This window comes from Pannonibacter sp. I15F10I1 (genome assembly GCF_900185665.1).
Lineage (GTDB): Bacteria > Pseudomonadota > Alphaproteobacteria > Rhizobiales > Stappiaceae > Pannonibacter > Pannonibacter indicus.
In genome coordinates, this window is the sequence record NZ_FYAN01000003.1 from 213,327 (window position 1) to 231,222 (window position 17,896).

At 61.8% G+C, this 17,896-nt stretch carries 17 protein-coding genes; 8 read left to right on the forward strand and 9 right to left on the reverse strand.

From position 1 onward, the window contains the following. Window positions 1–25: 25 nt before the first annotated feature. Entirely contained in the window at window positions 26–1,132 is a 1,107-nt protein-coding gene (gene hisC / locus IF10I1_RS02715) for a histidinol-phosphate transaminase (protein ID WP_186392372.1), read from the forward strand. A gap of 76 nt (window positions 1,133–1,208) precedes the next feature. Beyond that, window positions 1,209–2,144 carry a prephenate/arogenate dehydrogenase family protein gene (locus IF10I1_RS02720; protein ID WP_186392371.1) on the forward strand — a complete coding sequence of 312 codons (936 nt, stop codon included), beginning with the start codon at window positions 1,209–1,211 and terminating at the stop codon, window positions 2,142–2,144. 112 nt (window positions 2,145–2,256) lie between these two features. Here IF10I1_RS02720 and IF10I1_RS02725 read toward each other — a convergent pair whose 3' ends face one another. Next, the gene (locus IF10I1_RS02725) at window positions 2,257–3,438 is read right to left on the reverse strand and encodes a hypothetical protein (protein WP_186392370.1); all 1,182 of its coding nucleotides are present in this window, start codon (window positions 3,436–3,438) and stop codon (window positions 2,257–2,259) included. A 435-nt stretch (window positions 3,439–3,873) separates the two neighbouring features. On the opposite strand from IF10I1_RS02725, the gene IF10I1_RS02730 reads away from it, so the two are divergent. Beyond that, the gene (locus IF10I1_RS02730) at window positions 3,874–5,802 is read left to right on the forward strand and encodes a bifunctional diguanylate cyclase/phosphodiesterase (RefSeq protein WP_186392369.1); all 1,929 of its coding nucleotides are present in this window, start codon (window positions 3,874–3,876) and stop codon (window positions 5,800–5,802) included. 44 nt (window positions 5,803–5,846) lie between these two features. Here IF10I1_RS02730 and IF10I1_RS02735 read toward each other — a convergent pair whose 3' ends face one another. After that, window positions 5,847–6,749 (reverse strand): polyprenyl synthetase family protein, encoded by a 903-nt coding sequence (locus IF10I1_RS02735; RefSeq protein WP_186424344.1) that lies wholly within the window; start codon window positions 6,747–6,749, stop codon window positions 5,847–5,849. Between the two features lie 242 nt (window positions 6,750–6,991). On the opposite strand from IF10I1_RS02735, the gene mtgA reads away from it, so the two are divergent. From mtgA to IF10I1_RS02750, 3 genes are all read left to right on the forward strand, one after another. Next, window positions 6,992–7,771, forward strand: coding sequence for a monofunctional biosynthetic peptidoglycan transglycosylase (gene mtgA, locus IF10I1_RS02740; protein ID WP_186424345.1), 780 nt, complete (start codon window positions 6,992–6,994; stop codon window positions 7,769–7,771). A gap of 145 nt (window positions 7,772–7,916) precedes the next feature. Next, on the forward strand, window positions 7,917–8,102 hold the full coding sequence (rpmF, locus tag IF10I1_RS02745) for a 50S ribosomal protein L32 (protein WP_026355869.1): 186 nt from the start codon (window positions 7,917–7,919) through the stop codon (window positions 8,100–8,102). Window positions 8,103–8,288: 186 nt separating this feature from the next. Then, window positions 8,289–8,708, forward strand: coding sequence for a hypothetical protein (locus IF10I1_RS02750; RefSeq protein WP_186424346.1), 420 nt, complete (start codon window positions 8,289–8,291; stop codon window positions 8,706–8,708). A 129-nt stretch (window positions 8,709–8,837) separates the two neighbouring features. Here the strand turns inward: IF10I1_RS02750 and IF10I1_RS02755 are convergent, their stop codons facing one another. The 4 genes from IF10I1_RS02755 to IF10I1_RS02770 all read right to left on the reverse strand — a co-directional run bounded on the left by IF10I1_RS02755 (window position 8,838) and on the right by IF10I1_RS02770 (window position 12,930). Next, entirely contained in the window at window positions 8,838–9,485 is a 648-nt protein-coding gene (locus IF10I1_RS02755; RefSeq protein WP_186424347.1) for a septation protein A, read from the reverse strand. A gap of 77 nt (window positions 9,486–9,562) precedes the next feature. After that, the gene (locus IF10I1_RS02760; protein ID WP_186424348.1) at window positions 9,563–10,828 is read right to left on the reverse strand and encodes a RelA/SpoT domain-containing protein; all 1,266 of its coding nucleotides are present in this window, start codon (window positions 10,826–10,828) and stop codon (window positions 9,563–9,565) included. A 62-nt stretch (window positions 10,829–10,890) separates the two neighbouring features. Next, window positions 10,891–11,619, reverse strand: coding sequence for an acetoacetyl-CoA reductase (phbB, locus tag IF10I1_RS02765; protein WP_123195356.1), 729 nt, complete (start codon window positions 11,617–11,619; stop codon window positions 10,891–10,893). Window positions 11,620–11,748: 129 nt separating this feature from the next. After that, window positions 11,749–12,930 (reverse strand): acetyl-CoA C-acetyltransferase, encoded by a 1,182-nt coding sequence (locus IF10I1_RS02770; protein ID WP_019965308.1) that lies wholly within the window; start codon window positions 12,928–12,930, stop codon window positions 11,749–11,751. A 332-nt stretch (window positions 12,931–13,262) separates the two neighbouring features. Between IF10I1_RS02770 and phaR the strand changes: the two genes are divergently transcribed. Then, window positions 13,263–13,865, forward strand: a complete 603-nt coding sequence (gene phaR, locus IF10I1_RS02775) for a polyhydroxyalkanoate synthesis repressor PhaR (RefSeq protein WP_186424349.1) — start codon at window positions 13,263–13,265, stop codon at window positions 13,863–13,865. A gap of 384 nt (window positions 13,866–14,249) precedes the next feature. Here phaR and IF10I1_RS02780 read toward each other — a convergent pair whose 3' ends face one another. Continuing rightward, the gene (locus IF10I1_RS02780; RefSeq protein WP_050473862.1) at window positions 14,250–14,681 is read right to left on the reverse strand and encodes a heme-binding protein; all 432 of its coding nucleotides are present in this window, start codon (window positions 14,679–14,681) and stop codon (window positions 14,250–14,252) included. A 168-nt stretch (window positions 14,682–14,849) separates the two neighbouring features. Between IF10I1_RS02780 and ggt the strand changes: the two genes are divergently transcribed. Further along, the gene (gene ggt, locus IF10I1_RS02785; RefSeq protein ID WP_186424357.1) at window positions 14,850–16,427 is read left to right on the forward strand and encodes a gamma-glutamyltransferase; all 1,578 of its coding nucleotides are present in this window, start codon (window positions 14,850–14,852) and stop codon (window positions 16,425–16,427) included. 88 nt (window positions 16,428–16,515) lie between these two features. Here the strand turns inward: ggt and IF10I1_RS02790 are convergent, their stop codons facing one another. Next, window positions 16,516–16,851, reverse strand: coding sequence for a hypothetical protein (locus IF10I1_RS02790; RefSeq protein ID WP_186392365.1), 336 nt, complete (start codon window positions 16,849–16,851; stop codon window positions 16,516–16,518). A gap of 674 nt (window positions 16,852–17,525) precedes the next feature. Then, complete coding sequence (gene rplT, locus IF10I1_RS02795; protein WP_019965303.1) at window positions 17,526–17,885, reverse strand: 50S ribosomal protein L20; 360 nt, start codon at window positions 17,883–17,885, stop codon at window positions 17,526–17,528. Between the last annotated feature and the right edge of the window lie 11 nt (window positions 17,886–17,896).

Here is a 17,896-nt window from a genome sequence, read left to right on the forward strand (position 1 = left end):
ACACACGAGAGACAGAGACACTTCCATGGACAGCGCCACGAAATCCCGCCCCCAACCGCGCGCAGGCATTCTCGACATCGCCCCTTACGTTCCCGGCAAGTCCAAGGCCTCGGGCACCGGCAAGGTGCATAAGCTGTCCTCGAACGAATCTCCGCTGGGCGCCAGCGAAGCGGCAAAGAAGGCCTATGCGGAAGTCGCCTCCAAGCTGGAGCTTTATCCGGATGGCGCGTCCACGGCCCTGCGTGACGCCATCGGCGAGGTGGTGGGCATCAATCCGGAGCGCATCATCTGCGGCGCCGGGTCGGACGAGATCCTGACGCTCATCGCCAACACCTATCTGGCGCCGGGCGATGAGGCGATCTATTCCGAGTTCGGCTTCCTCGTCTATCCGATTGCCATCCGCGCTGCCGGTGCAACGCCCGTTGTCGCCCCGGAAAAGAACCTGACGACGGATGTGGACGCGATCCTTGCCCGCGTGACGGAGAAGACCAAGATGGTCTTCCTCGCCAATCCGAACAATCCGACTGGCACCTACATTCCCTTTGACGAGGTGCGCCGCCTGCACGCGGGCCTGCCCTCCCATGTGGTGCTGGTGCTGGACGCGGCCTATGCGGAATATGTGCGGCGCAATGACTACGAGAGCGGCATCGAACTGGTGGCAACCTCGAACAATGTCATTATGACGCGCACCTTCTCCAAGATCTATGGCCTGGCCAATCTGCGCCTTGGCTGGTGCTTCGGCCCGGCAGAGATGATCGACGCCATGAACCGCATCCGCGGGCCGTTCAACGTCTCGGGACCGGCCATGGCCGCCGGCATTGCCGCGATCCGCGACCGTTCCTTCGTGGACGCAGCCATCGCCCACAACGAGACCTGGATGGCCTGGACGGCGGCGGAGATCGAAAAGCTCGGCCTCAAGACCACGCCCAGCGTCGGCAACTTCCTGCTCATCCACTTCCCGGATGAGGACGGCAAGCGCGCCGCCGATGCCGATGCCTATCTGTCGGAGCATGGCCTGATCCTGCGGATGGTCGCCAATTACGGCCTGCCGGACGCGCTGCGCCTGTCCATCGGCACAGAAGAAGCCAACAAGGCGGTGGTTGCCGCTCTTGCCGGTTTCATGGCGCGCTGAAAGCGCCAAGCCCTGATGGCCCGGCCCAGCCCCTGCGGCAGCCGGGCCAAACCCATTTGAAGACACCAGACGAGACATGTCAGATCCCCATTTTCAGCGCGTTGCCCTGATCGGCATCGGCCTCATCGGCTCCTCCCTCGCCCGCGTCATCCGCGAAAAGGGCCTGGCGGAGACCATCACCATCTCGACCCGCTCGGCGCAGACGCTGGCCCGTGCGGAAGAGCTGGGGCTTGGGGACCGATACTGCCTCTCGGCAGCGGATGCGGTGAAGGATGCGGATCTGGTGGTGGTCAGCGTGCCGGTCGGCGCTTCGGAAGAGGTGGCGAAAACCATCGCGCCGCATCTGAAGCCGGGCGCGATCCTGACGGACGTTGGCTCCACCAAGGGCTCGGTCGTGTCGCAGATGGCCCCGCATGTGCCGGAGGGTGTGCATTTCATCCCCGGCCACCCGATTGCAGGTACGGAGCACTCCGGCCCGGATGCAGGCTTTGCCGCGCTGTTCCAGAACCGCTGGTGCATTCTGACGCCGATGCCGGACACGGATGCCGGGGCGATTGAAAAGCTCGCGGCCTTCTGGACCGCCTGCGGCTCCAATGTGGACACCATGGACCCGCAGCACCATGACCTGGTGCTCGCGATCGTGTCGCACCTGCCGCATATCATCGCCTACAACATCGTCGGCACCGCAGATGATCTCCAGACGGTCACCAAATCCGAAGTGATCAAGTATTCGGCGTCCGGCTTCCGCGATTTCACCCGTCTGGCTGCGTCCGATCCCACCATGTGGCGCGACGTCTGCCTGCACAACAAGGATGCGATCCTGGAAATGCTGTCGCGGTTTTCGGAGGATCTGTCCGCCCTGCAGCGGGCGATCCGCTGGGGCGACGGACAGGCACTGTTCGACCTGTTCACCCGCACGCGCGGCATCCGCCGCTCGATCATCGAGGCCGGACAGGAAACCCCGGCGCCGGACTTCGGCCGTCAGGCCGCAGCCCCCGGTGCAGGCGAATAAGACCAAGCCTTGATGAGATGTCTCATCCAGGTTTGGTCAAGCCCGTGCGACGTGTGAGCATTTTCAAGGCGTGATGCGTCAGCATCGTCAGACTTGGTCTAAGGGCACTTCCTCAGACCGTCACATCCGTCTGCAGCACAAGGCTGACGGATGTGGACGACAGGCTGACGGCCGTCGTGTTGATGGACACCGAAACGCCCACCGTTCCGGCCGGCATCGCGCTGTCCGCAGGTGTGCCCATTCCGGGGAAGAGATTGGCAAGGCCGCCCGCGCTTCCCTCGACGCCCGGCATGCCCTGCTCCTGAAGCTGCGACGCGCGGAACTCGTTCAGCGCCTTGCGGCCTTCCTCGATCTCGCGCTTGGCCTTGGCCAGTTCCTTGCGCTCTTCCCTGTCATTCTTGTTGGCAAGGCCTTCGATCTGCTTCGCCAGAAGATCGATCTGTTTTTCCATGTCGCGCAGCTTGTCATAGTCGGCCTGTTTGCGGGCGCTGCCGTCATAGGCGCTGCCATAGGCCTTCACCGTCACCTGCGTGCTGTTGTAGGAGGCGATGGCCTCGCGCACTTCCAGCAAAAGCCGGGCCGAGGGCTCCTGTTCTGCGCCAGACTCTTCTCCCGAATCTTCTGCAGAATCTTCCCCGGCGGCTTGCGGGCCAGCCGCGGCAGGGCCGGAAGTCTTGTCCGTGGCCGGAGCATCCTGCCCGGATGCTGCATCTGCCTGCTCCGCCGGTTTGCCGGTTGCAGCAGCCGTGCCGGATTGCGCCTTCGCAGAAGCACTCTGTTCTATGGGCTTTCCCGTCAGAACGGACGCCACTTCCAATGCGGCAGAGCCCTCCAGCAGGACAGCTGAAGCCGATGCTTCGGAGTAAGAAGCTTCGGAAGAGGATGCAGACAGGGTGATGGAAGAACCGGCCGTGGCCTGTCCGACCACCGCCTTGCTGCCGCCATCCGACAGCGACTGGGCCGCCAGTTTGAAATCCTGACCCAGTTTCTTCAACTCGCGGATCAGGGCCTTGGCCTGCGCCGGGCTGGCAAACTTCAGCCGTTCCTTGAGGGCATCGATGCGCTGCTGCAATCGGGCGATCTTGTCCGCACGCTGGTCGTCCTTGGCCTTGGTCATGGCGTCTTGCAGCGAGTTTCCGAGTTGCAGGGAGCCCTCGACCTCCTTGAGGAATTCCTCGGAGAACTCACCAAGAATCCCATCCTTGGCGATCGACAGGAGCTTCGCATCCTGCTTGTCGAGACGGCCCTGCGCCACATTGCTGGACGTCCCGCCCTTTTGCTCCATGATCGTCATGGACTGAGGCCTGGACGGTGCCCGCTGAGAAAGCCCAGCCGCCGGGCTGGCAGTGGCGGCGAGAGATGCAAGCATTGCGTCTTCTCCTTGGAACCGCGTTCATTCATCCAAAGGCTGCGGCTGGAGGATGGAAGCAGGACCAGTCATAATTCCGGCGCAACAGCAGAAATCTGCGCTAACCCGGCAACTGAAAACATCTTGAATTGTATCAATCCAATTCTTAACAAAGCATTAACTTTTTACAACCATGGGCAGAGGAAGGCCTCGGCATTTACCACTCTAGGCATCACGCTCTGGATAGGGAAAATTAGGGAGTTTCTGTCTAGCTTCTTCCGGGGTGGAGCGGGGGTGATGATGAGAAAGCCGGAAAGATCTGCAGATTTTCAGCTGATTGGCGGGTCTATACTTATTGCACTCATCTTTGTCGCAATCGTGATGTCTGTGCTGGGAACGGCGGTCAGCCACTGGGTCCGGCAGGATGCCAGGATCCAGAGCGCAGCACTTGCAGAAGCACTGGCCGGTAAGCTGCCTGATCTTGCCGGAATTGTCAGCGGCACGGCACCCTCACAACAGGAAACTCAAGCCCTTGCGCTGATGCAGGCTCTCGGCCGGACCACACGTATCATTCTGGCAACGCCGGATGGAGATCCTGTCCTGCGGGTCGAAGACCGGCGGGTCGAGCTTCTGCGTGGCCCATCCGCGCCAGAGACCCGGCTGACGGCCGCCAATACCCCGGACCGTCTTCACACAACGGTCGAAAGAAATTTGCTGGCAGGCCGGATATCGATCACGGCGGTAACGACCTTGCCCGTTCAGCAGGAAGGCCGGACGGTTGCACTGCTTGAGACAATCATCGACGAATCCGAACTGGCGGCAGGCTTCCGCAAGGATCTGATCCTTGCAAGCCTCGTGCTGGCATGCCTGCTGGGGCTGGCCTTTGCCATCTGCTTTTCCTGGATCATGACTGCGGTGCGCGCCCGCAATGCCTCGGAAGAACGGGCCGAATTCCTGGCCAGCCACGACCGGCTGACCGGGTTGTTGAACCGCACGGCCTTCCAGGCCCGCCTGGAAACAGCCTTGTCGGAACTGGACCGGGGCCGTTCAATCGCGCTGCATCATCTCGACATCGACCGGTTCAAGCGGATCAACGACGAACTGGGGGAAGATGGCGCCGATGGGCTGATCCGGCTGGTGGCGCTGCGCCTGAGCGAAATGGTGCGGCCGGGCGACTTCGTTGCCCGTCTGGGCGGTGATGAACTGATCGTGGCCCAATGCGGCATCACGTCGGCGCAACAGGCAGAGGCCATGGCCGCGCGGCTCGTTGAACAGCTTTCTGAAGTTTACGCCCTGGAGGGCCGTGAAGTTCAGATCTCTGTCAGCGCCGGAACCAGCCTCGCCCCGGCGGACACGACTGTTGCCAATGAGCTGATGACAAAGGCAAGCATGGCGCTGCAGTTCGTCAAGTCCACCGGCAGCCGTGGCTCGGGCTTCTTCAGCGACACGATGGAAGAGGAGCTGAACAGCCGCCGCCAGCTGGAGCAGCTGTTGCGCTCCGCAATCCAGAACAATCTCCTCAGCCTCAATTTCCAGCCGATCCTCAGTCTGTCACAGAACCGGATCTCAGGCTTTGAAGCCCTGATGCGGATGAGCGACGGGAGCGGCGCCCCTGTCTCGCCTGCACTCTTCATTCCCGTTGCAGAAGAACTGGGCCTGCTGCCGGAGTTTGGCGAGTGGGCCCTGCGGCAGGCCTGCGGAGCAGCGGTGGGCTGGGGCGGTGACATTGCCGTCGCCGTGAACCTGTCTCCCACGCAGTTTGCCTCTGGCAACCTGCCGCAGAAGGTGGCTGACGCTCTTCAGGCCTCCGGGCTTCAGGCCAGCCGGCTGGAACTGGAAATCACCGAAGGCATCCTGCTGCAAGACACCGGCGCCATCCTGCAGCAGCTGACCGACCTGAAAGCGCTCGGTGTCAGCATCGTCATGGATGATTTCGGCACCGGATATTCCAGCCTCAGCTATCTGTGGCGCTTCCCCTTCGACAAACTCAAGATCGACCGCAGCTTCATGGAGGCCTATTCCCATTCGGGCGAGACCATCCAGCAGATCCTCAAGGCCATCGTGGCCCTTGGCCGGGCCTTGAAGCTGCAGGTGACGATCGAAGGCATCGAGACCGTGTTTCAGGCCCGTGTCATCCGGGATCTGGAGATCGACAATGTGCAGGGCTACCTGTTCGGCAAGCCCGTCACCGCAGCGGAAATTCCCGGTGTGATGCTGCGGGACATGGCCAAGGCGATGAACACGGGTCAGGATACGGCCCCCAGCGCCACGCCAGGCCCAAAAGCCTGCCCCAAAACGGCCTCAAGCTGAAGCCCCGCAACCTGCGGGGGCCGGGCACGGCTCAGGCCTGACGATCAGCGGTCGCGGAAGGCGACGAAAGCTGCGATTTCCGCCAGACGCCTGCCGCCCTCGCCGGCGCCCGCCACCAGCTGCTCCGCCTCAGCGACAAGGCCTTTGAGAATGGCACGGGTGCGTTCGGGTCCATAGAGGCTGACCAAGGTGGCCTTGCCCGCCTCGGCATCCTTGCCCGTCGCCTTGCCCATGACTTCCGGCGAGGCCTCCAGGTCCAGAAGATCATCCGCCAGCTGGAAGGCAAGGCCGATGATCTCCCCGAACCGGGTCATGCGCGCCACATCGTCAGGGGCAGCCCCGGCCAGAATGGCACCGGCACGGCAGGCATAGCGCAGCAGCGCGCCGGTCTTCATTGCCTGCAGGGTGCGGATTTCGTCCTCGGAAAGCTGACGGTGCTCTGCCGCCAGATCCAGCATCTGGCCGCCCGCCATGCCGCCAACGCCGGATGCGCGCGCCAGTTCCTGCGACAGCTGCAGCCGCACCGAAGGATCGGCATGGACCTCAGGAGCCGCGATCAGATCAAAAGCCAGGGTCAGCAGCGCATCGCCCGCCAGAATGGCGGTTGCCTCGTCAAAGGCCTTGTGAACGGTCGGCTGGCCCCGGCGCAGGTCGTCATCATCCATCGCCGGAAGATCGTCATGCACCAGTGAATAGCAATGCACGCATTCCAGCGCCGCTGCCGCCAGTAGAACGCCCTCGTCCCTGCGGCCGAAGGCCGCCGCCGTTTCGGCAACCAGCAACGGACGCAGACGCTTGCCGCCGTTGAGCGAGCCATGGCGCATGGCCGCAAGCAGGCGCTCCGGCCGCAGAACCTCGCCCGGCCGCGGCTCGTCCGACAGCACCTTGCCCAGAACCGCATCCATCTGCTGCGCCATCTGGCGCAGGCTGTCCTCAAGCCACGTCATTGCATATGCCCTTCACGCAAGGCTCCAACCGGATGCCCTCGTCACCCGAAACCGGTCCGCCGTCAAGACGGCTTGCACATCTTCCGCCCGGCTTTGACGCAGGACCCAACCGCATGTAGAAACGGCAGGAAGGCACGAGGCGGCATGCACCCGCCGCAATGGTGAGGAGCAGCGTTCCCTTGGCCCAGGAAGATGGCTTGCCAGGCAGCATGACCAGCCCGCCGGAACCGCGGCATCCAGGCATGCCGGATACGGACGCGCCGGACATGGATGTCCGGGAAACGGACGCGCGCGGAGCTGGTGATCGGGACAAGGCCGCAAGAATGCCGCGCAACCGGACGAGACGCAGCCTGAGGATCACCCGGATCATCGTCTGGACGCTGTTGCTGCTTGTTCTGGCGCCGCCGCTGCTGACAGTCATTTATTCCGTTGTGCCGCCCATCAGCACGCTGATGATCAGCCGCTATGCGCAGGGCCTCTGGGTGGACCGGCAATGGCGGTCTCTCGATCAGATTTCCCCCCATCTCGTGCGGGCCGTGATCACCTCCGAGGATGCGCGCTTCTGTGACCACAGAGGCGTCGACTGGGACGCGCTGCATGGCCAGATCCAGAAGCTGAATGCCGGTGAGGACGCGCGCGGCGCCTCCACCATCACCATGCAGCTGGCCAAGAACCTGTTTCTCTGGGGCGACCGCAGCTTCATCCGCAAGGGGCTGGAACTGCCCACCGCACTGATGATCGACCAGATCCTGACCAAGCGCCGGATCATGGAAGTCTATCTCAACGTTGCCGAATGGGGCGAAGGCATCTTCGGGGCGGAAGCGGCGGCTCAGGCCTGGTTCGGCAAGTCAGCCGCAGACCTGACGCAGGCCGAGGCGTCACGCCTTGCCACGGCCCTGCCCAACCCGATCCTGCGCAATCCTGCCAGACCCGGCCGCGGACACGCCCGCCTGGCCAGCACGAATCAGCGCCGGATCGCGAATGCGGGCAACATTTTCGGCTGCGTTCTGGCCAGCCGCTGAGGCGGTGAAGAAAAATTCTGTTATGGACTGGCAAAAGCCTTCAGTTGCCTGTATAACCCCGCCCATTCTTACACGCTGCGTGATGCCACGCCCCGGGCAATCCCGGTCCGGGCCGCGCTGACTATGGACCACGGAGAACAAAAAAATGGCCGTTCCGAAGAGAAAAACTTCGCGCATGAAGCGCGGTTTTCGCCGTTCCGCGGACGCCCTGAAGCAGCCGACCTACGTCGAGGACAAGGATTCGGGCGAACTGCGCCGCCCGCATCACGTTGACCTGAAGACCGGCATGTACCGGGGCCGTCAGATCCTGCAGCCGAAGGCCGACGTCTGAGGCTAAGGGTCGCGACCGCGATCTCAAGATCAAGGCTGGTGGCAACACCGGCCTTTTTCGTGTGCACCGGACAGCCATTCAGGATGGCGGCGGGCCTGCAGCTGCAAGCCATGATGCGCCGGCATCGAAAGACTTGATATAAGACAGCCAGCATCACCGCAGAATCGAGTCTCCAAGGAGAGGCGCATGTCCAGGTTTCTGTCCCTTCCGCTGACGCTCATCCCCCTTGCGCTCTACAATCTGACCGCCTTCGGCTTTTTCGGAAGCCCTGCAGGAGACCCGTGGTTCCAGCCGATGCTGACGCTGGAACTGGTATCAGGCGCAAGGTTCTCGCTGGTCTCGGGCGACCTGATGATCCTCTGCGGGCTGGTCGTGCTGTTCGCCGAAATCCTCAAGGCCACGCGCACCGGCACGGCAGCCCTGTCCGACCACATCCTGTCGATGTTGGTCTTTGCCGTCTATCTGGTGGAGTTCCTGACCGTGCCGCAGGCCGCCAGCTCGGTCTTCTTCATCCTCACGGTGATCTCGATGATCGACGTGATTGCAGGCTTTACCGTCAGCCTCGCCGGCGCCCGCCGGGACATCAGCCTCGACGGGCGGGACTAAAACCAACGCTCGATGAGCTTGACTTATCGAGCATTGGTTAAGCCCGTGCGGCGTTTGAGCCTTTTCAAGGCGTGATGCGTCAGCATCTCAGAGCCTTGGCATAAACCGCCAGTGCGGTCCGGACCGGCCTCAGGCGTCCGTCTTGCCGCTCTCGTCCGGCAGGGAATGGCGCTGGATCAGCGGCAGCTGGCTCATGGTGAAGATGAGCGTGATCGGCATCATGCCGAACACCTTGAAGCTGACCCAGAAATCCGTCGAGAAATTGCGCCAGATCACTTCATTCAGGACCGCCAGCGCCAGAAAGAAGATGCCCCAGCGCAGGGTAAGAATGCGCCAGCCCTCGTCCGTCAGGCGGAAGGCGCTGTCGAAGACATAGCCCAGCAGCGACTTGCCGAAGAAAAGCCCGCCCAGCAGGATGACGCCGAACATCGTGTTGATGATCGTCGGCTTCAGCTTGATGAAGAGATCATCATGCAGCCACAGGGTCAGCGCGCCGAACACAAAGACCACGATGCCCGACACCAGCGGCATGATGGGCAGGCGGCGCGTCAGATAGAGCGACACGGCCAGCGAAATGGCAATGGCCACCATGAAGGCGGCGGTCGCCAGAAAGATCGGCGCGCCAAAGACGCTGAGCGCCGGAAAAGCCGCCGCGATCTGCTCGCCGCGCGTGTTGAACAGAAAGAAGACCGCCAGCGGCCCCAGTTCCAGCGCCAGCTTCAAGAGCGGAGCCATGTCTTTGTGTGCAGGGTCGTTCGGGGCCCGTTCAAATTCCATGCTCACTCCAGAATCAAAAAACACCCGAGGCACGCCGAGAAACAAGCTGATTTACTCGCTTCAAAAATATATGAATCTTACACGATACTATCAATTTCAGATTTTTTTTCCACATTTAACGATATTGAGTCATCACCAACCACAATTCGACGACGCATCAACTCTTCAAGAGACGAATCAAAAGATGCAATACCACTACAGAAATGATTTCGAAGTGTAGCAACAGCTATCTTTCGACTTCCCCAGAAAGCCTTCTTTCGCATAGTCAGAAGAATTCTACGTGCACCAATATCGATTTTCCCTCGCCGCGAAAGGCCAATAATAGACTTTTCCATATCTTCGAGAGCTGCATTGTGATGATCGATACCGAAATAGTGGCTGTGTGTGTACTGCAAGGTTGAGACGTCTGAAGTACCAATCATAACGACTTCCTTCTTCTCAGCCTCCGGAAACTCAGCCTCGTATCTCAGGTAGGCTGCAATCGCAGAACCAACATCTCTACCAACCATTTCCCAAGTGACAAAATTCCCATCAGTCCAGTCGAATACCAATATCCAGTTATTTAACTGTCCAGGTCTTTGGATCTCGACCTGAGACATCGCTTGAATTACACCTTGGTTAACATGACCTGACAACATCATGCCACCCGGAAAAGAATTGATAACCGACTCAGCAACTTGTCTTTTTTGTTGAAGATCAATTTCCTTACTCGAAACAAGACGCTTATTAAGTTCAATGTCATGCAATGCATCCGAAAAGCATTTAAAATAATCAATAACCCTATAGTCCCCCTCCTGCTCTTTGAGGCGATGTCCGTATATCACAGATGTTCGCTCAATACTCTCTGACCAATAATGCTGGATTCGACTTCTAAGCTGCAACTCCAAGAAAAGACCATCAACAATTACAATAACATGGAGAGCCCTGTAGCCACTGTCATCGCGACCACGCTCCCTGTAATCGGTAACTTTGGAAATTTTCCCAAGCCCAAATTGCTTTATCTTATTATCCAAGTATTGATACAGAACATCAACATCTTCGTTACGTTCTACAATAATTCTACATCCACCAATATCCTGAAGCTGAGTCAACCTCACACTGAAGCGCTTTAGCTTTCTAATTATCTGCGGCTTGCGCTTAAGCCGTTGAGCAATAAAATAGTGAACACCTGACGCCTGAAGCCAGTACTGCACCATAAGAGTAAAATTTGTCAAAGGATCTAAATGTAATTTCCTGTATTCATCAAAAATAAGCTCATTCTCGAGAGCAAATTCGTCATATTCACCACAAAACGAACCAAGGAACCTCCCAGCCTTGTCTATTTTTGACTTAGATATATTCATATGTGTTGGACCTCAAATGGCAGGCGCATAGCTATATGCACCTGCCATTAATGGAGAATAGATCAGCCGTTGGCGATGTACTGGCCGCCGTTGATGGTCATCACCGCGCCGGTCATGAAGGCGGCCGCGTCAGAGGCGAGATAGACCACCGTCTGGGCGATTTCCTCCGGATGGCCGAGACGGCCGACCGGGATGCCCGAGACGATCTGCTGCAGCACCTTTTCCGGCATGGCGGCGACCATATCGGTGTTGATGTAGCCCGGGCAGACCGTGTTGACGGTGATGCCCTTGAAGGCATTTTCCTGCGCCAGCGCCTTGCTGAAGCCGATCACACCGGCCTTGGCGGCGGAGTAGTTGGCCTGGCCCATCTGGCCCTTCTGGCCGTTGATCGAGGAAATGTTGATGATGCGGCCCCAGCCCCGGTTGCGCATGCCCTCGATGACCGGACGGGTCATGGTGAACATGCTGTCGAGGTTGGTGGACATCACCGCGCGCCACTGCTCGAACGTCATCTTGTGGAACATGCCGTCACGGGTGATCCCGGCGTTGTTCACCAGGATCTCGACCGGGCCGAGCTCTGCTTCCACCTTGGCAATGCCTTCGGCGCATTCCTGCTCATTGGCCACGTCCCACTTGTAGACGTGAATGCCCGTGGCCGCCTTGAAGGCTTCCGCCTTTTCCGTGTTGCCGGCATAGGTGGCGGCGACCGTGTAGCCTGCCGCCTTCAAACCCAGAGAAATTGCCTCACCGATACCGCGGGTGCCACCGGTGACCAACGCAACCTTGCTCATTCATCTCTCCCCAGACTACGGGCCTGTTTCCTCAGCCCTGTTCCCGATTGAACTTCCCGGCAGGCACCCCGCCGGGAAGAAACTGGACATGCAGGCTCTTGCGGCCCGCTTCACGGCAAAGGCTTGTGCTTAGCGCTCGACGCAGAGCGCCACGCCCATGCCGCCGCCGATGCAGAGCGTGGCAAGGCCCTTCTTGGCGTCACGGCGGCCCATTTCGTGCAGCAGCGTGACGAGAACGCGCGCGCCCGATGCACCGATCGGATGACCGATGGCAATGGCACCGCCGTTGACGTTGACGATGTCCGGGTTCCAGCCCATGTCCTTGTTGACGGCACAGGCCTGCGCCGCAAAGGCTTCGTTGGCTTCCACCAGATCGAGGTCGGCAACGCTCCAGCCAGCCTTCTCCAGCGCCTTGCGCGAGGCCGGGATCGGGCCGGAGCCCATGACGGCCGGATCAACGCCTGCCGTTGCCCAGGAGGCAATGCGGGCGAGCGGGGTGAGGCCGCGGCGGGCAGCTTCAGCTGCGCTCATGACCACAAGTGCCGCAGCGCCGTCATTGATGCCCGAGGCATTGCCTGCGGTGACGGAGCCTTCCTTGTTGAAGGCCGGGCGCAGCTTGGACATGCTTTCCAGCGTTGCGCCATGGCGGATGTATTCGTCATCCTCGATCACCTTGTCGCCCTTGCGGTCGGCGATGGTGACGGGCGTGATCTCGTCCTTGAAGCGGCCGGCCTTCTGGGCAGCTTCCGCCTTGTTCTGCGAGGCAAGGGCGAAGGCGTCCTGCTCGTCACGGCTGATCTGCCACTTCTGGGCGACGTTTTCGGCCGTCTGGCCCATGTGGTAGCCGTTGAAGGCATCCCACAGGCCGTCCTTGATCATGGTGTCGATCATCTTGTAGTCGCCCATCTTGTAGCCGGCGCGCATCGGAGCGCAGTGCGGCGAGAGCGACATGTTTTCCTGACCGCCTGCAATCACGATGCTGGCGTCGCCGCACATGATCTGCTGGGCAGCAATGGCCACCGTGCGCAGGCCGGAGCCGCAGACCTGGTTGAGCAGCCAGGCGGTGGAATCCTGGGAGAGGCCGGCGGCAATGGCGGCCTGACGGGCCGGGTTCTGCCCCTGACCGGCGGTGAGCACCTGGCCGAAGATCAGTTCGTTGACGTCGGCGGCATCCACGCCAGCCTTTGCCAGCGCTGCCTTGATGACGGTGGCACCCAGCTCATGGGCGGGCGTATTGGCGAAAGACCCGTTGAATGAACCCACGGCCGTGCGCGTGGCACTGACAATAACGACGTCGGTAGAAGCGCTCATGAAGACCTCCTGAAACTGATTCCTCCCGGGATATGGCGGGTCCGCCGCTTGTTTTTTATGACAGGACCACACTCCCCGCTCCGTCAGACTAGAGACTGTGAAACGCGACAAGTCAACCGCCCTTCGCGCCCGCAACAACCCGTATAGCGTGCAACGCACACAAGCTTTCGCCCCGCAGCAGGAAAAGGCTGGCATGGGTGCCCGGCTTTGGCATAGTCTTGTGGCGGAGGACGCTGCAACACGGGGAAGATGTTGCAGCAAAAGAGGAACTTGCCGCCACCGGCCCCGCAAATCCGGGCAGGCAGGACAGGCAACCGGGAGCGACAGACGAGATGGCCAAGACGACCGAGCCCACGATCATCAAGAAATACGCCAACCGCCGCCTCTACAACACAGGCACCAGCACCTATGTGACCCTTGAGGATCTGGCAGTGATGGTGAAGGGCGAAGAGGATTTTGTGGTTTTTGACGCCAAGACCGGCGAAGACATTACCCGCTCCGTCCTCACCCAGATCATTTTCGAGCAGGAAGGCAAGGGCGGGCAGAATCTGCTGCCGATCACCTTCCTGCGCCAGCTGATCCGCTTCTACGGCGACAGCATGCAGGGCCTGGTGCCGAGCTATCTCGAGTTCTCGATCTCCTCCCTGACCAAGGAGCAGGACAAGCTGCGCGCCCAGATGAGCGAAGCCTTCGGCGCCAGCGCCTTCGAGATGATGGAAGAGCAGGTGAAGCGGAACACCGAGATGTTCGAGCGGGCGATGAAGATGTTCATGCCCTTCTCGCTGCCCGGCGCCGCCGCCCCCGGCACGGCCGCAGCGCCCGCCGCCGCACCGGAAAAACCGGCTGCCTCCGCCGGATCGGATCTGGACGACATGAAGAAGCAGCTGGCCGCCATGCAGAAAAAGCTCGACGCCATCAGCGGCAGCAAGGACTGAGGCAGCAAGCAGCATGCGGGCCAGTCACCCTGGCACCATCTCTCCGCCCCTCTCCCCTTTGAGCTACTGCATGCAAACATCGTGCTTGAAGCAGGGTAAGGCTTGGGGAAAGCCTGCAGTCTGCTCACTCCCGCACAGCGTTTCAGCCCCCCTCCCCCTGGTGGGGAGGGGTTAGGGGTGGGGGGGAAGCCTTTCCATTTGGCGGAGCATCCATTGATCCCGGGCAGCGGCTCCCCTCATGCCTCTTCAGGAAAGTTTTGGCTTTTCAATCCCTTGCAGGCTCAGAGCCTCCCACCCCTTACCCCTCCCCACCAGGGGGAGGGGGCGGAGGCGTACTGCCATCATGCCGGTGCCCCCTTGCGTCCGATGGCAAGCGCCGGCCCCTCAGCCGCAATCCGGCTTGAAACCGGCGGCTTCGATGCCGGCAACGGCGCAGGCTTCGTCATTGTCCGAAGTGTCGCCGGAGATGCCCACGGCGCCGAGGATCTCCCCTGCCCCATCGCGGATCAGCACGCCGCCGGGCACCGGCACGATGGCACCGCCCGAAATGCCGTTGAGCGCCTGGACGAAATGCGGACGCTCGGCAGCGGCCGTGTTGAGCCAGCGCGAGCCCGCCCCGACACCGACAGCACCATAAGCCTTGCCGAAGGCAATCTGCGGCCGCAGGATCGAGGAATTGTCCTGCCGGACCATCGCGACCAGATGCCCGCCGGCATCGATCACCGCCACGGTCAGCGGCTTCAGCTTCAGGCTCTCCGCTTTTGCCAGAGCGGCAGAGATGATTGTCTGTGCGGACGAAAGTGTCAGTTTGCTCATGGCCCGGCTTCTCCTCTAGACTTGGTCAATGCAGGGCATCATCGCCCTGCCCTTCCATCTGGCTACCAGATCTTACGGACGGGACACAGCGGCAGCAGCGGGTAAAGATCTGCGCCGGGAGGGAAACAATGGGCGAGGGAGAACACGATCTTGGCGCGAAACTTTGAAATGCCCGGCCGCTCGCCGGTCTATGCCACCAACGGCCTTGCCGCCACTTCCCACCCGCTGGCAACAGCTGCCGCCATCGAGGTGCTGCAGGATGGTGGCAACGCGGTGGACGCAGCCATTGCCGCCGTCGCCGTGCAATGCGTGGTCGAGCCGCATATGACCGGCATCGGCGGCGATTGCTTTGCCATCGTCACCGAAGCCGATGGCCGCATGGCCGGCTTCAACGGCTCAGGCGCAGCGCCCAGGGGCGTTTCCTCCGCAGCCTTGCGCGATGCCGGGCTGACAAGCATTCCCCTCGAGAGCGCCCACGCGGTGACGGTGCCCGGTGCGGTGCGCGCCTGGGAGACCCTGCTGAAGGCCCACGGCACCCGCTCCTTCGCCACCCTGTTCAAGCGCGCCATTGCCTATGCCCGCGACGGCTTTGCCGTGGCGCCGCGCGTCGCGCTCGACTGGCCGGCCTCCATTGCCAAGCTCTCGGCCGATGAAGCGGCCGCCAAGACCTATCTGCCCGGCGGCAAAGCGCCGGAAGCGGGTGACATCATGCGGTTCCCGGCTCTGGCCGATACGCTGGCCGCCATCGCCAGCGGGGGCGCGGATGCCTTCTACACCGGCGCAGTGGCCGAGGATATCGTTGCCACGCTGAAGGCACGCGGCAGCTATATGACGCTGGAGGATCTGGCCGCCTGCCACACCACCGCCGTTGCCCCCGTCACCCGCGACTACCGCGGCTATACCGTGGCCGAGCTGCCGCCCAACGGCCAGGGCATTGTTGCGCTGATCATGCTGGGCCTGCTGGAACGCCACGACCTTTCCAGCCTCGATCCGCTGGGCGGCGAGCGGCTGCATCTGGAAATGGAGGCGGCCCGCATCGCCTATGCCATGCGCGACCGGTTCGTCGCCGATCCGGGACATATGGATGCCTGCCACATGTCCCTCTTCGCCGATGACATGATCGAAAGGCTGTCGCCGCTGCTGAACCCTTCGGCCCGCACGCAGGACCTGCCCCTGCCCAGCGCCCCGCCGCAGACGGATACCGTCTATCTGACCGTCGCCGACAGCAGCGGGCTGACGGTGTCCTTCATCAATTCCATCTTCCACAGCTTCGGATCGGGCATTCTGGCGCCCAACTCCGGCGTGCTGCTGCACAACCGGGGCGCCAGCTTCAAGGTGGCGCCGGGCCATCCCAACACCATCGAGGGCGGCAAGCGGCCCATGCACACCATCATTCCCGCCTTCGTGCTGAAGGATGGTGCGCCCTGGATGTCCTTCGGCGTCATGGGCGGCCAGTATCAGGCCTGCGGCCACACCCATGTGCTGACCAACATGATCGACTATGGCATGGACGTGCAGCAGGCGATCGACTTCCCACGCATCTTCATGGATGACGGCTTCAGCTTCCTGCAGGCGGAGAGCGGCATTCCGGCAGCAAGCCTCGACGTGCTGCGCGCCAAGGGCCATATCGTGAAGCAGGCACCGGCACCGATTGGCGGCTCGCAGGCCATCCGCATCGACCGCAAGCGCGGCCTGTTCATCGGCGGTTCCGACCCGCGCAAGGATGGCCACGCGGCGGGATACTGACCCGAAAAGGCGAGAGGGCGGCTCCCCCCGAAACCGCCCCCTCCTGAAGTCCCCACCCGGGGACCTCGAAACTTCCGCGATGCAGATTTCAGAAGCTCTGCGACACCACAAAGCCAGCCGGTCTGCGGCGCGGGCTCGCGGCCGTGCGGCGGTAGCTCACCGTGGCCTCGCTGCCCGCGTCATCATTCAGCGCACCGGCATCGCGCATGGCGATGAGCTGGGCCAGAAACGCCGCATCGGGCCGGTACATGGTGAAGCTGGCGGTGCGCTCCTCGGTGCGCAGCACCATGGGAACGGGGACGGAGGGCGGCGTGCGGCGCAGCTCTTCGGCCTGCGCGGCGGTGGCAGCTTCGGCCTTGGCTCTGGCCCTCGCACTGCGGCGGGCGGCGGCACGCTCTTGGGCTCGGATAGGATCGATACGCAACGGATCTGCCTCTGCCTGTTTCACTTCGGGACGCCCTCACGGGGCTTGTCCTGAAAGTCGCAAGGCATGTGCCAGCAGGCCGGAGCGCGTTAACTTTTTGACATTGAATTTATTGAGAAATTTCATTTAATGGTTAACGCCACAGGCCGCAGGCAGACCTGAAACGCTCAAGGCACTGAGATTCCGTCTGAATCCTCCCGCCCCCGCCAGCCCCATCCGGCGGCCCGTTTCGCCGTCCAGGCACCCATGACCGGACATACTGCGCCGGTCCGGCCCATGCCTCCGGTCCGCCAGCCTGTCCCGTCCCGGCACCCGGCCCCGCTTTGGCACAGAATGGGGACGTGAAATGGGACGGGATGGCGGCGGCAATGGAGCGCCCATCCGTCAAGCACGCCCCTTCCGGCGTCATCCCGGCCGAGCAGAGCGAGAGCCGGGACCGGTGAGCCGGGGTGCATGATGTTACTCCCTTGCGCCAGAGCCGATGGTCCGGGACTCACCGGTACCGGATCTCCGCTTCGCTGCGTCCGGTATGACGATGGAGGGGCTTGAGCATTTTCAAGGTGCGATACGTCAGCATCGAAAGCCTTGGTATTATGCGCCCCCTCCGCCCCAAAAGAAAAAGACGCCCCCGTTTCCGGGAGCGCCTTGCGATCATGCCGCGAGGGCCGGACTGCTTAGGCAGCCAGAGCGCCCTGAGCCTTCTCGACCAGAGCCTTGAAGGCTTCCGGCTGATGGATGGCGAGATCGGACAGAACCTTGCGGTCGACTTCGATGCCAGCCTTGTTGAGGCCGTCGATGAAGCGGCCGTAGGTCAGGCCCAGCTCACGGGTGGCAGCGTTGATGCGCTGGATCCAGAGCGAGCGGAAGTTCCTCTTCCTGACCTTGCGGTCGCGATAGGCATATTGTGCTGCCTTCTCGACGGCCTGCTTGGCCACGCGGATGGTGTTCTTGCGGCGGCCATAGTAACCCTTGGCTGCCTTGATAACCTTCTTATGACGGGCATGGGCCGTTACGCCCCGCTTGACACGCGCCATTGGTAGTCTCC

Excerpts from the sequence above, each read along its gene's own strand:
- hisC (WP_186392372.1), top strand. The coding sequence starts at position 26 with ATGGACAGCGCCACGAAATCCCGCCCCCAACCGCGCGCAGGCATTCTC.
- IF10I1_RS02720 (WP_186392371.1), top strand. The coding sequence starts at position 1,209 with ATGTCAGATCCCCATTTTCAGCGCGTTGCCCTGATCGGCATCGGCCTC.
- IF10I1_RS02725 (WP_186392370.1), bottom strand. The coding sequence starts at position 3,438 with ATGACGATCATGGAGCAAAAGGGCGGGACGTCCAGCAATGTGGCGCAG.
- IF10I1_RS02730 (WP_186392369.1), top strand. The coding sequence starts at position 3,874 with ATGTCTGTGCTGGGAACGGCGGTCAGCCACTGGGTCCGGCAGGATGCC.
- IF10I1_RS02735 (WP_186424344.1), bottom strand. The coding sequence starts at position 6,749 with ATGACGTGGCTTGAGGACAGCCTGCGCCAGATGGCGCAGCAGATGGAT.
- mtgA (WP_186424345.1), top strand. The coding sequence starts at position 6,992 with ATGCCGGATACGGACGCGCCGGACATGGATGTCCGGGAAACGGACGCG.
- rpmF (WP_026355869.1), top strand. The coding sequence starts at position 7,917 with ATGGCCGTTCCGAAGAGAAAAACTTCGCGCATGAAGCGCGGTTTTCGC.
- IF10I1_RS02750 (WP_186424346.1), top strand. The coding sequence starts at position 8,289 with ATGTCCAGGTTTCTGTCCCTTCCGCTGACGCTCATCCCCCTTGCGCTC.
- IF10I1_RS02755 (WP_186424347.1), bottom strand. The coding sequence starts at position 9,485 with ATGGAATTTGAACGGGCCCCGAACGACCCTGCACACAAAGACATGGCT.
- IF10I1_RS02760 (WP_186424348.1), bottom strand. The coding sequence starts at position 10,828 with ATGAATATATCTAAGTCAAAAATAGACAAGGCTGGGAGGTTCCTTGGT.
- phbB (WP_123195356.1), bottom strand. The coding sequence starts at position 11,619 with ATGAGCAAGGTTGCGTTGGTCACCGGTGGCACCCGCGGTATCGGTGAG.
- IF10I1_RS02770 (WP_019965308.1), bottom strand. The coding sequence starts at position 12,930 with ATGAGCGCTTCTACCGACGTCGTTATTGTCAGTGCCACGCGCACGGCC.
- phaR (WP_186424349.1), top strand. The coding sequence starts at position 13,263 with ATGGCCAAGACGACCGAGCCCACGATCATCAAGAAATACGCCAACCGC.
- IF10I1_RS02780 (WP_050473862.1), bottom strand. The coding sequence starts at position 14,681 with ATGAGCAAACTGACACTTTCGTCCGCACAGACAATCATCTCTGCCGCT.
- ggt (WP_186424357.1), top strand. The coding sequence starts at position 14,850 with ATGCCCGGCCGCTCGCCGGTCTATGCCACCAACGGCCTTGCCGCCACT.
- rplT (WP_019965303.1), bottom strand. The coding sequence starts at position 17,885 with ATGGCGCGTGTCAAGCGGGGCGTAACGGCCCATGCCCGTCATAAGAAG.